This window comes from Dyadobacter sp. CY343 (assembly GCF_021390335.1).
In the GTDB taxonomy this organism is placed as follows: Bacteria; Bacteroidota; Bacteroidia; order Cytophagales; family Spirosomataceae; genus Dyadobacter.
This window is the reverse complement of record NZ_JAJUXK010000001.1, coordinates 512,579-525,648: the sequence shown is the minus strand read 5'-3', so window position 1 is coordinate 525,648 and position 13,070 is coordinate 512,579. Positions and strand designations below refer to the sequence as shown.

The following is a 13,070-nucleotide window of genomic DNA, read 5'->3' as shown; positions in this document are numbered from 1 at the left end:
TCCTATTCACTTTTGAGTGACTTCACCGGATTTGTCATAGCGGCTTTAATAGCCTGGGTACTTACTGTGATCATGGCGACGACGACCGACAGTATGCCCGCCAGCGCAAACATCCACCATTGAATACTGATTTTATAGGCAAAATCCTGCAACCATTTGTCCATTACATACCACGTCAGCGGCGTGGCGATTATGATTGAAATGCAGATTAGTTTAACAAAATCACCGGAAAGCAAACCGACGATACTGCCGATAGAAGCCCCCAGCACCTTCCTGACCCCTATTTCCTTGATCCGCTGCTGCGCAGCAAATGCCGCCAGTCCGAAAAGACCGAGGCAGGAGATCAGAATTGAAATGACCGTGAATGAATTAACGATCCGCGAAGTGCGGGCGTCGGCTGTATAATTCCTTTGAAAATCCTCATTCAGGAAACTGAAAGTAAAGGGCTCGTCCGGGTTCAGCCTCTTCCATTTTGATTCGATAAAAGGTAAAACTTTGGCAACATCGCTGGTATTGACGTGCGCGATCACATAGTTGTGAACGGGTTCATTTTGAAGAAAAAATGCATAGGGTTCAATGGCTTGGTGCAAATCCTGGAAGTGAAAATCCTTCACTACGCCAATAATCTCAATACCCTTTGTTTGTTTATCGTACCGATCGTCGAAGCTCAGTTTCTGCCCGATCGCCTTTTCGAGCGGGATATTGAATTTCCTCAGCGTAGCCTCATTGACCACGATTTTCATATTGGTATCCGCAGGAAACTGGCTGGAAAACATCCTGCCCGCCGCCAGCTTGAAGCCCATCGTGCTCATAAATTCCGGCGCAACCCAGTTCGTTTTCACAAGTCCGTCTTCCTTCACCGGCCGGCCACTAACATAGACGCTCATGTCGCTGGGATTGATGATCCCCGGGTAATAAGAAGTGCCCGCGGCGGCCGTGATCTGGTTATTTTGTAAAAGTTCGTTACGCAATGCGGGATAAGTTTTCCGGGATTCGTCGCTGCGGAAAGGTATCACGATCTGCTGATCTTTGTTAAATCCCAGCGGTTGCTCGTGCATAAAACGTATCTGTTCCTGGATCACCAAAGTGCCCACAACCAGACCGATTGAGATCACAAATTGAAACACAACCAAACCCCGCCGCAAAGTCGTCGCCGAAACCGAATTGACGAACTTACCTTTCACCACATCCAGCGGATTAAAAAGTGAAAGATAAAAGGCGGGGTAACTGCCCGAAATAACGCCGGTCAGCAATGCGAGTACTACAAATGCGAGAATGATCTTTGGATCCAGCAGGTCGCTGATCAGTAGCGATTTATCTGCCAGCTGATTAAAAAACGGTAAAAATAGCAGTACGAACACGAATGCGAGCCCGAGCGCTACGAAGGTAAGTACCATTGATTCCCCCAGGAACTGGCCGATCAGCCCATTTTTACCTGCGCCCAACACTTTCCGGATTCCCACTTCCGCCGCCCGTTTTGCAGAGCGCGCAGTGGCCAGGTTCATAAAATTGATGCAGGCTATTAATAGTGTAAATATCGCAATGGAAGCCAGCACGTACAGATAAGTTGTACTGGTGGTGGGCGTCACAATGTTGTCGATCAGGCTGAACAAATGGATGCCGGTTACCGGCAGTAACGCGAGTTTTTTGTCATACCCTGCAAATTTCAGATCGGCGCGGGCGTATTTGTCGATGAATGCAGGCAGCTTTTTGCTGAACTTGTCGGGATCTGTGCCCGGACGCAGTCTCAAATAGCTGTAAAACATATTGTTATTGGTAAAATTCTGCTCCGACTCCCGGAGGTATGTTCCTACCCAGCCCGCCTGCATAGGGATAAAGTAGCGTGCATCGATGTGCGAGCGCCTTGCCTCGTCACGAAAAACGCCGGTCACTTTGAAATTCTCGTTATTGCCGGTTTTGCCCCCTACCTGAATGGTTTGGTTCAACGCGGATTCATTACCAAACAGCTTTTTTGCTACTTCCTCCGACAATGCGATCGAATGCGGGTCGCGCATGGAAGTCTTGGCATCGCCTTCGATGAAATCATAAGTGAAGACGTCAAAGAAAGTAGAATCTACGTGAATACCTTTGGTTTCGTAAAAGGCCCTGGCATTGTTCCCTTCGCCCTGAACTTTGAGTAAAGTCTTATCTTCCAGGAAATTCTGCCAAAGCCGGGTTACCTGAACCACTTCGGGGAACTCTGCTTTTACGGCCTGTGCGTACGGCGAAGGCGCGCGGGGGTTATCCATTTTCTCACCATTAGGCTGCACGTTTTCGCTGCGGAGCAGGTACAGGTCTTTGGCGTGTTCGTGGTGCCTGTCAAAGGAAATTTCGCTGAGAATGTACAGCAGCAGCAACATGCAGCACGTCATCCCGACTGACAAGCCGAAAACGTTAATGCCCGAAAACATCTTGCTTTTCAGCAGATTTCTCCAAGCGATTTTGAAATAATTTTTGATCATGGCTAATAGATAGAGCGTCGTTTGCAAATCCAGTTAACCTGAATGAATTATTATACCAGACCGACCTAATCCGCAATAACTGACTATAAATCAATTCTTTAAGCCCATTTTTAACCTAAAAAAGTGTCCGCTTTCGGACACTTTTGTTCACAATTGGACTTGGATGAATTTATCAATATCAGTGATCGAACGGCTTTTGCCTGACGCTCCTCACACGGATGATATTCACGGTCTTAGTGCTTTCGTTAATGTAGTATGAGATTCGGATCTTTTGAGTTTCAAATGCCCGAAAATCTGGATTACAGTCGATTCTCAATTTATCCGCATTATATCTTCTCGGATTAGCCTTCAACTTACTGACATTTTCGATTATCTGGTCTCTGACAGAAGTTGCGTTTTGATAAGAACTATTTCGAATATAGAGATAGATTTCGCGTAACTGACTCACTGCTATTTTATCCCAAACCACAGTGTAAGCTTCGTCTACCATTCCGCTGACTGCTTTTCAACTTCTTCCTGTGTCATGAAATTACCCTCATTTATTCTTGCCAGTGCCTCGTCCAGTTCTCTGTTATAATCTAATATAAAAGCGGTTCCTGTCGACTTGCCATCTTTCCTCAGACTCAAAAAAGATTTGATCACACCTAACAAGGATTGCTTTTCGTCTTCCCCCAGCAAAGGAAGATATTTCAATATTTGTGAATCAATAGTTTGTGCCTCCATGTCTGGTTTGTCTGTTAAAAACAACTCAATTTAACTAAAACCAATTTAAATCTCCAACTCCCTTCCTCACTCACTTTTCAAACTATCAACCGGATTCATTACTGCGGTTTTGATGCTTTGGAAACCTACGGTTAGAAATGTTAATAACAGTGCCGTGCAGCCGACCAGTAAGTAAGTAAACCAACCGAGGCGCGTGTGGTAGGTGAAGGTTTCCAGATAGCGGCTCTCGAAGCTGTAAGCTACTGGCACGCCGATTACAATGCCGATCAGTACAAGGATCACGAAGTCTTTCGCAAGCAAAAACGTAACTTCCTGAACCGACGCACCGAGTACTTTCCGAATACCGACTTCTTTCATGCGCTGATTTGCAGCGAGCGTGATCAGGCCAAAAATACCGGCCAGTGCAATCACAATTGCCAGGATAGCCACGAAATTGACCATTTTCCAAATACCGTCGAGATGGTTATACTGTCTGCTAATTTCATCAGTCATATAAAATGCGCCGAAGGGCTTTCTGGCGGGGATTTTCTTCATTTTACCTTCGAGTCCAGCCAATACGCTTTTGGCCTGTCCGATATCGTTCAGCCTGATACTGAGGTAGCTGCTCAATCCGGCGGGGCCATTGTACCAATGCAATAGCGGCTCTATTTTTTCTTTCAACTCCTGATAATGAAAATCCTGCATCACACCGATGATCGTGTACACTTCCGGATTACTTTTTTGCCTGATACGCTTCCCGACAGCCGTTTTCCAGCCCAGCGCTTTCATAGCCGATTCGTTGATAACTACCGGCAGATTTTTCCCGTCCTTGTCGATCTCTTCCGAAAAATCGCGACCTTCCAGCATCTTGATTCCGTAGGTTTTAGAATAGCCCGGCCCCGTGCCTGAGTGTTTGATACGAACCTCAGCCCCAGCGGCTCCATCGGCCATATAAGTGTTGTAATTACTCCAATACTTGGAAGGTACCACCGCAGAAGTGGCAATGCTTTGCACCCGCGAATCCTGACGCAGCTCATTCAAAATGGATTTGAACTGGATCGAGGCCGATTTTGTGTCCCTATATTCCAGATCCGACTGCACCACAACCACATTCTCCTTATCAAAACCGGTTTTCGCTTCGCGCATAAAACTCACCTGCTTACGCACCACGATCGCGCCGATCACCAGTGCGAAAGCGATCACAAACTGAGCCACGATCATCGTTCCCCTCGACCAGTTCCGGGAATGCGTTTTATTGGAAAGCTTGCCTTTGATCGTGTCGCGCAAGTCCAGCCGATTGAGATAAACCGCCGGGTAAGTGCCTGCGATGAGAGCGATAAACGTAATAATACCGCCAAGCGCGATCACAGTCATGTAATCCTGCTCCCAACTCAACGTGAGCTGCATCCGGCCCTGCCTGAATTCGTTGAACTGGGGTACCAGGTAAGAGGCGGCCAGGATCAATGCAAATGCAAGCGACGCGATCAGAACAATTGCCGACTCGGTCCAGAACTGCACTAGAATCTGCTTTAGGTTGGAGCCGGTAACCTTTCGAACTGCAATTTCTTTTGCCCGCGTAAATGCGATTGCAGTATTCAGATTGATCAGATTAATGCTGATAATCAGCAGGATAAAAATAACGATCCCTATTGCTCCGTAGATCATCCATTTGAAGCCCGGATTATCATAGTGAATGAAGTTCTCCAACTTTTCAATGCGAAGTTGCCGCTCACCTGCGGCGGGATCAAAGTGGGTTTTTCCAAATTGGGGGAACTGCGCTTCCAGCTTTGCAATATCCGTCCCCTTTTTGATTTTCAGATACACCGAGGAAAAGGTATTGTACCAGTCGGCGCCACTTCGAAAACCTTCATTAGCTTCCAAAAGCGAGATCGGCACTAATACTTCGAACTGCATGGAAGAGTTTTCGGGAACACGGTCCAGCACGCCAGTTACCGTGAAATTGAGTGTATCACTTACCGAAACCGTTTCACCTACCGGGTTGTTGTCACCGAAAAGTGCCAGTGCTATTTTTTGGTTAATTACGATCGATTGTCTGCTCTTGAATGCAGTTTTAGGGTCTCCGTATTTTAGTTTGAAAGAAAAAATATCGAAGAAACTGGAATCCACATATTTGGTATTCCCCTGAATATTTTTGCCTTTATAAGTGAGCCACACATCGTTCCAACCCTGAAAATGCGTGCCGGCTTCTATCTCAGGGAAAGTCCTGATCAACTGCTGCATGATCGGGTGGACAGTCGCATTATACCGCTCGCCCTTTGTTTCAGTCTGCACAAAATAGATCTGGTCATTATTTTCATGGAAGGTATCAAAAGTGACCCCGCGCTGTATAAACAGGATCAGCACACCAGCACTGCCCAGCCCAAGCGACAGACCCAGAAAATTAATAGCAGTAAACAACCGATTCTTCCAAAGCGTCCGAATCGCGATTTTTAGATAGTTTTTTAGCATTGTTTTTAAAATTGGGAGGAAGGAGGAACGGAGGAAAGGGAGGATGGAGAAAGGGAGGAAAGAGGAACGGACAATGGAAGAAAAAAGAGAGACTACGGAATTTAACACAGAATAATTTATTTCGCTAAATTCTTCCTTTCTCCTTCCTCCATCCTCCTTTCCTCCCTTTCCTCCATCCTCCCTTTCCTCCCCCTACTCACTTTTCAAACTCTTCACCGGATTCGTCAGTGCGGCTTTGATGCTTTGAAAACTGACGGTTAGCAATGCGATGAGGATGGAAAGCAGGCCGGCTGCGGCGAACATCCACCACGAAATTTCAACGTGATAGGCAAAATCTTTTAGCCAGGTGTTCATCGCGTACCAGGCGATCGGGCTGCCGATAATAATTGATATCAGTACTAATTTTAAAAAGTCTCTGGATAATAATGTGACAATGTTCGAAACACTGGCACCCAGCACTTTACGCACACCTATCTCCTTGGTTCGCCGCTCGGCGGTGTAGGCCGACAAGCCAAATAGCCCAAGGCACCCGATAATAATCGAGATAACCGCGAATGTGATAAATATCTGCCCTACCCGCTGCTCGCTCCGGTATTCGTTGTCAAAGTCTTCGTCCATAAAACGGTAGTTAAACGGCTGCCCAGGCGCCATTTGCTTCCACAATGCCTCCACCTGCGCGACGGTTTGTGGATAGTTCGCGGCTTTAAGCCTTATTGCCACTAACCCGTAACTGCGATCCAGTACCATACTTAACGCTCCGATATTCTTTCTGAGTGACTCAAAATGGAAGTCTTTTACAACACCCAGGATAGTATACGTTCTCTTTGAATTGGTAGAATCCATAAGCAGATCATAGATACGCTTACCGACCGGATCTTTAAAACCCAGAATTTTAGCGGCAGCTTCATTGATGATGATCCCGGAAGAGTCGGATGGAAATTCCTTTTCAAAACCACGGCCCGACTTCATGCTCAGATCAAGCGTTTTGACATAATCATAATCAACCGCCCACCGCTGCATACTGATCCCCTTTTCCTGCTGCATTTCTCCCTCTGGAAAAAATGTATTGTCTGTGCGGGACGAAGGAGTAGGCAAAAAGCTCGTTAATGTGCTGCTTTGCACATTGGGTAACTGCGCTACTTCATCTTTGAATGCGCGGGCCTTGGTGTCAAGCGCATAAGCATTTTTGATGATCAGTACCTGGTCTTTGGAATAGCCCAGTTTTTTAGTTTGAATATAGTTCAGCTGATTATAAATGACGCCGGTGCCAATAATGAGCATGACCGAAACCATAAATTGAAATACGACCAGCGCATTTCGCAGATATCCCCCTTTCCCATCCTGTTCCACGGCGCCTCGCAAAACTTTCAGCGGCGTGAATGCAGACAGGAAAAAAGCAGGGTAACTGCCAGCCAGAACGCCCACGACAACTGCTGTGAGTAATGCAATCATCCAAAAAGATACACTCTCAAATGGAAACCCGATCTGTTTGTTAGCCAGATTATTGAATAAAGGAAGTGCCGCATAAGCTAATATCATCGCAAAAAGCAGGGAGAAAAAGCTCAGCATGATCGCTTCGGTCAGGAACTGTCCCATCAGATACGACCGCCTGGATCCCAGCGCCTTACGAACTCCTACTTCCTTGGCACGATTGGCAGAGCGCGCCGTGGCCAGGTTCATAAAATTAACACAGGCTATTCCCAAAAGGAAAATAGCCACAACTGCAAAAATGTATACATATTGAATATTGCTGTTCGCACCGATCTCAGCTTTACGGTCTGAATGCAGGTGAATGTCGGTCAGTGGAATGAGGGTATATTTAATGTAACTGCCCGACTTCCGCATTTCATCCAGAGTGGCTCCCATGATCTGTTTGACCCACGAGCCGGTATATTTTTGAAGAATGGTTTCAAAGTTCTTTTCAAACTGCGCGGCACTTACACCTTTCCTCAGTTTCAGGTAAGTCAGAAAGTTGTGGCTTCCCCAATTGTCTGCCCGGCTCTCGGAGTTTACAGTCATTGCCAGCAGCATATTCAGTTTCGACATATGCGAATGCTCGGAAATGTTCTCCATTACGCCCGCAACTGTATAGTTGAGGTTATTGTCCAGCACCAGGATCTGGCCAATCGGGTTTTCGGAGCCGAAATATTTTTTTGCCAGCCGCTCAGAAATGACCATCGTAAACGGTTCTCTGAGAATGCGCTTTGCATCTCCGGCAATGAGGGGAATTGAGAATACATCGAAAAACGTGGAGTCGGCGTAGCTTACGACGTCTTCTCTGAGGTTTTCGGTCGAGCTTTTCCTGCGCACGAGGTAACTTCCGTCTTCCCGCAATCTCGCAACAGCTTCCAGTTGCGGGTAATCTTTCAATAATGTAAAAGCCAGCGGATCTGGCGCAACGGCGAGCTTCATATCTGCCCCGCCAAAACGGATATCTGAATTTACCCTGTAAATGCGGTCAGCATCCGAAAAAGAGCGGTCGTAACTCAGCTCGTCGATCACATAAAGCGTGATCAGAAGGCAGCTCGCCAGACCAAGCGAGAGGCCAAAAATGTTTAAAAATGAATAGAACTTATGTTTACGAAGATTCCTCCACGCGATTTTTAGATAGTTCTGAAGCATAGTTTCTTCCCGTTACATTTCCATCCCCTTACCCGGCAATTCTATTTCATTTTCAAACCGATCGATAATGCGCTGACGCTCGGTATCCGACTTTTCAGCCGCATTGACGGTTTTTTCGTAAACGAATTCCTCGTCATTCTTTTTGAAATGATATTGAAGAAACAGCTCACCAGTCTGCGGATTGAATTTCACGTGTTTGCGGTAGCCGGCAGAATCCAGTCCTTGAAATGTCCTGCCGTGGCTATCTCCTGACCAGGGTATTTCCGGTGTCATATCGACAGAAGCATACACTTCCGGCTCCATAGGAACTGGCGGAGCGGGGGGTAACATAGGTTTTGGCGACGCCATTGTAATGCGGTCCCCGTCGATACAGCGGCTCAGCGTACTTTTTTTCTGAGCGAGCGAAAATGCGCTGGTGCACGCCAGCATAAGGGTAAGGATCTTTTTCATGGTTAAATTTGGCTAAATGAATTAGGGCTTTGGGGCTGTTAGCTATTAGCTAATTGCCATCTAAACATGCACCTTCTCCGTCACGATTTTTCCGTCGAACAGGTTGACAATTCTGTGTGCGAAACCGGCATCGTAAGGCGAGTGCGTTACCATAAGAATCGTTGTTCCTGCTGCATTGAGCTGGCTGAGCAGGTTCATCACTTCTTCCCCGTTTTTAGAATCGAGGTTACCTGTCGGTTCATCGGCAAGTATTGTTTTCGGCGTAGCCACCACCGCCCGGGCTATGGCAGTACGCTGCTGCTGCCCACCTGAAAGCTGCTGGGGAAAGTGGTTTCTGCGGTGCATCATATTCATTCGGGCCAATGCCGCTTCTACTTTTTCCTTACGCTCGGTCGGAGGCGTTTTCAGGTAAAGCAATGGAAGCTCAACGTTTTCATAAACAGTGAGTTCGTCGATCAGGTTAAAGCTTTGGAATACAAAACCGATGTTCCCTTTCCGGATCTGCGCACGCTGGCGTTCAGACATTTTGGCCACCTCTGTGCCATAAAATTCGTAAGACCCTTCACTCGGGTTATCGAGCAGGCCAAGGATATTCAGCAATGTAGATTTGCCACATCCGGAAGGTCCCATGATAGCCACAAACTCGCCATCTTTGACATCCATGTCAATCCCATTCAGGGCCGTAGTTTCCACCTCCTCCGTAGAGAAGATCTTATGAAGGTTGGTAATTTTGATCATTGGTTTTTTTTGTTTTGGAGGAAAGGGAGGAAGGAGAAAAGGGAGGAAATTTTAGGCTACCTTGCTCTTTGTACCATTCCTTTTTATGTATGTCAAAAGTTGAAAAATTCGAAGATTTAAAAATCTGGCAAGCCAGCCTTTCACTGTCCATTCTGGTGTATGAGTCGCTTGCAGGTTGTCGGGACTTCGCTTTGAAAGACCAAATGTGCCGATCTGCTGTATCGATTGCTTCTAATGTAGCCGAAGGATTTGAACGTCATTACAATAAAGAGTTTATACGGTTTTTAAGAATTGCAAAAGGCTCATCAGGGGAACTAAGAACTCAAATCTATATTGCTATGGGCATTGGTATCATCGCAGAGCAAAAAGGAAACGAACTAATCAACAAGACCCAAATCATTTCTGCAATGCTCCAAAACCTAATCAAAACAAGAGAGGCCAGCTTCTAAATCCCTCAACGTTCCTCATTCCCACCCTTCCTACATCCACCCATCCTCCCTTTCCTCCATCCTCCCTTTCCTCCCTTCCCCTAAAACTCCAAAACCTCATTCTCCCCAAAATTCTCATAAGAACTCGTAATCACTTTTTCGCCCGGTTTCAATCCTTCCAGTACTTCGAAATATTCGGGGTTTTTGCGGCCCAGGGTGATGCTGCGTTTGGCGGCGCGTTTGCCGTCTTCGCCGACTACGTATACCCAGTTACCGCCAGTTTCAGAGAAGAAGCCGCCAACAGGTAGCAATGTAGCCTGCGAAGGCTGGCCCAGTTGCAGGCGGATCGGTGCGGACTGGCCTCTTTTGATCAGCTCCGGCGCCCCTTTGTCAAACTGCATATCCACTTCAAAACGGCCGCTCAGTACCTCGGGGAATATTTTAATGATCTTCAATCCGTAATCTTTTCCATTGAATTCCATAGAACCCTGCAAGCCGGCAAAAATCCGTGAAATATAGTGTTCATCCACACTTACCCGCATTTTAAAACCATTCAAATCATCGATCTGACCAATATTTTGACCCTGATTGATATTCGAGCCGACTTCAACATTCATGGAAGATAGCAAGCCTGAAACCGGCGCTTTTACAACCAGGTTATCCAAAGTTTGTCGCCACAAGCTCACGTTTTTCTGGGTATTCGCCAATGTTCCTTCCAGTTGCGTGATGGTCATTCTCGAGTTTTCTTCCTGGTATTTCTGCGATTCTATCTCAATCTCGCGCTGACGTACCAGCTTTTCATAGTCCCTTTTTGTTTTAAGAAAATCAGCTTCCGGGATCACTTTATCCTTGTACAATTTCACATTCCGATCGTGTGCATCTTTCGCCTGATCCAATTGAAAATCAAGATCACTTAATGCTTTTTGCAAGTTAAACCGGGCTATTTTTAGTCCCTGGCGAGTATTTTGAAGATCATTCACCAGTCGGCTCGCTTCTGTTTCTGATTGCAGGAAGCTGAGTTTCAGGTTTTGGTTTTCCAGTCTTAAAAGAATGTCCCCCTGCTTCACCATATTACCGCCTTCGATCAGTTTCTCGGTCACATAACCGCCCACGATCGCATCCAGCTGAATGGTTTTGAGTGGCTGAACGACACCGGTTACCACGATAAATTCATCAAAACGACCCGTTTTCACTGTTGATACGGTGAGTTTATCCTGTTCTACATTCAGCTTGCTGCGCTTGTCGGCGTAAAAAAACTGGTATACAAGAAAAGCGACCAGCAATGTGCTGCCGGCGATGATACCGATACGCTGGGTTGTCCAGAATTTCTTTGGTTTTATTTTATCCATTGATGAACCTCCGGAGAAACCGTTGTTATTGGTGCTTGTTGAGTTAGGTGTCCTGACTTCCATTATATGTGCTTTTGAAAAATTCGCCTTTATAGTTTCCTCTGATTATCCAATCCCTATGCCAAAGAAGATTTCTGCCTATAAAGTACTGATTACCAAACGCCTTACATATTAAGAATAAGCTTTCAATGTTCGTTATCGGACATTTCTGTTCGGCGGCGGACAAGCCATTTTTTCATCGCTTTTGGGGAAAATACTGAGTTTTTGGCGGCTTAGAAAATGAATTTTTAAATTGTATCCGCTATCTTTCCAATCATTCAAGATCAGTCGACTGAAGTCGACTGCAATGGATTAGAGCTGCTTGACTTCGTCAAGTGCAAGTCAAACAATCAATACCCGTCGACTTCAGTCGAAGGTCAAGTCCAAAACATCAATACCCGTCGACTTCAGTCGACGGAAATGCCAATTCCCAATAATCATGCAACTCTCCGAAGCTAAAATCTTGATCATAGATGATGATGTGGATGTATTGAGCGCCGCAAAGCTCCTGCTCAAACGCCACGCGAAAGCCGTCGACATCGAAAAAAATCCGCAAAAATTACCTTTTCTCGTAACCAACGGCGATTACAACCTGATCCTGCTGGATATGAACTTCACGCGCGACGTAAACAGCGGAAGAGAAGGTTTTCACTGGCTGGACCGTATTCTTGACATTAATCCTGCGGCCAAAGTGATCATGATCACAGCTTATGGAGATATTGAAATGGCGATCCGCGCGATCAAATCCGGGGCTATCGATTTTGTACTCAAACCCTGGGAAAACGATAAACTGCTTGCGACGATCGCTGTTGCACTGGAAAGCGGGAAAGATAAACCGGCGGTAATTCAGGAGGAAAAAGCGAAAGAAGATCCTAAAAAAGCGAAAACTTCGGGAGATACCATCGTCGCGACGAGCGAGATCATGCGCCAGCTGCTGGTAACCTCCGAAAGAGTGGCAGGTACCGATGCTAATGTGCTGATTTTGGGAGAGAATGGAACGGGTAAAACGCAGTTAGCCAAACATATTCACCAGCATTCCAAACGCGCCGACAAACCTTTTGTAGTGGTAGACCTGGGCGCATTGAGCGAATCACTTTTCGAAAGCGAACTTTTCGGACACGTAAAAGGCGCATTCACGGACGCAAAGGAAGACCGCGCGGGCAGGTTTGAGGAAGCAAAAGGAGGTACCATATTTCTCGACGAGATCGGGAATCTGACGCTGGCATTGCAGGCGAAACTGCTGACAGTAATTCAGGAACGCCGGGTAACGCGCGTGGGCTCCAACAAACCTATCGCGCTGGACGTGCGGCTCGTTTGTGCTACCAATATGAATATCGAAAAAATGGTGGCCGAGAAAACATTCCGCCAGGATCTGCTTTACAGGATCAATACCATCGAGCTCGATCTGCCGCCACTGCGCGAGCGGCCCGAGGATATCAGCGCACTTGCAGACTATTATCTCAAACAATATTCAAAAAAATACAACCGGCCGGTCAACGACATCAGCAGCGCATTGATCAAGAAAATGCAGCAGTACAATTGGCCAGGCAATATCCGGGAATTACAGCACGCGGTAGAACGCGCTGTCATCTTATCTCAAGAAAAAACCCTGCAACCTGACGATCTTTTCCTGAAAAGTTCTGCCGGACAACCTACAACCGCCACTGGCTTCGATCTGGAAGACATGGAAAAAACGATGATTTTGAAAGCGATGAAGCGGTTTAACGGCAATATTACCGATGCTGCCCGCGAGCTCGGACTGAGCCGCGCCGCATTGTACAGAAGAATGGAAAAATACGGTTTGTAGGCTA

10 protein-coding genes are annotated in these 13,070 nt (G+C 46.5%); 2 read left to right on the top strand and 8 right to left on the bottom strand.

The window, feature by feature from the left end:
- Positions 1-2 precede the first annotated feature (2 nt).
- From LZG94_RS02115 to LZG94_RS02085, 7 genes are all read right to left on the bottom strand, one after another.
- On the bottom strand, positions 3-2,462 hold the full coding sequence (locus tag LZG94_RS02115; RefSeq protein WP_233790326.1) for an ABC transporter permease: 2,460 nt from the start codon (positions 2,460-2,462) through the stop codon (positions 3-5).
- A 178-nt stretch (positions 2,463-2,640) separates the two neighbouring features.
- A complete protein-coding gene (locus LZG94_RS02110; protein WP_233790325.1) occupies positions 2,641-2,952 on the bottom strand; it encodes a type II toxin-antitoxin system RelE/ParE family toxin in 312 nt (103 codons plus the stop codon).
- Positions 2,946-3,185 carry a hypothetical protein gene (locus tag LZG94_RS02105; protein WP_233790324.1) on the bottom strand — a complete coding sequence of 80 codons (240 nt, stop codon included), beginning with the start codon at positions 3,183-3,185 and terminating at the stop codon, positions 2,946-2,948. The genes LZG94_RS02110 and LZG94_RS02105 overlap by 7 nt, the downstream gene beginning before the upstream one ends.
- A gap of 66 nt (positions 3,186-3,251) precedes the next feature.
- Positions 3,252-5,633: an ABC transporter permease gene (locus tag LZG94_RS02100; protein ID WP_233790323.1), complete on the bottom strand. Its 2,382-nt coding sequence runs from the start codon at positions 5,631-5,633 to the stop codon at positions 3,252-3,254.
- Between the two features lie 192 nt (positions 5,634-5,825).
- Positions 5,826-8,255, bottom strand: a complete 2,430-nt coding sequence (locus LZG94_RS02095; protein ID WP_233790322.1) for an ABC transporter permease — start codon at positions 8,253-8,255, stop codon at positions 5,826-5,828.
- A gap of 12 nt (positions 8,256-8,267) precedes the next feature.
- The gene (locus LZG94_RS02090; RefSeq protein WP_233790321.1) at positions 8,268-8,705 is read right to left on the bottom strand and encodes a hypothetical protein; all 438 of its coding nucleotides are present in this window, start codon (positions 8,703-8,705) and stop codon (positions 8,268-8,270) included.
- A gap of 60 nt (positions 8,706-8,765) precedes the next feature.
- The gene (locus LZG94_RS02085; protein WP_233790320.1) at positions 8,766-9,443 is read right to left on the bottom strand and encodes an ABC transporter ATP-binding protein; all 678 of its coding nucleotides are present in this window, start codon (positions 9,441-9,443) and stop codon (positions 8,766-8,768) included.
- Positions 9,444-9,532: 89 nt separating this feature from the next.
- Between LZG94_RS02085 and LZG94_RS02080 the strand changes: the two genes are divergently transcribed.
- The gene (locus LZG94_RS02080) at positions 9,533-9,892 is read left to right on the top strand and encodes a four helix bundle protein (protein ID WP_233790319.1); all 360 of its coding nucleotides are present in this window, start codon (positions 9,533-9,535) and stop codon (positions 9,890-9,892) included.
- Between the two features lie 80 nt (positions 9,893-9,972).
- On the opposite strand, the gene LZG94_RS02075 is transcribed toward LZG94_RS02080, so the two are convergent.
- Complete coding sequence (locus tag LZG94_RS02075) at positions 9,973-11,220, bottom strand: efflux RND transporter periplasmic adaptor subunit (protein WP_215234297.1); 1,248 nt, start codon at positions 11,218-11,220, stop codon at positions 9,973-9,975.
- A 478-nt stretch (positions 11,221-11,698) separates the two neighbouring features.
- On the opposite strand from LZG94_RS02075, the gene LZG94_RS02070 reads away from it, so the two are divergent.
- Positions 11,699-13,066: a sigma-54 dependent transcriptional regulator gene (locus LZG94_RS02070; protein ID WP_233790318.1), complete on the top strand. Its 1,368-nt coding sequence runs from the start codon at positions 11,699-11,701 to the stop codon at positions 13,064-13,066.
- The last annotated feature ends 4 nt before the right edge of the window (positions 13,067-13,070 follow it).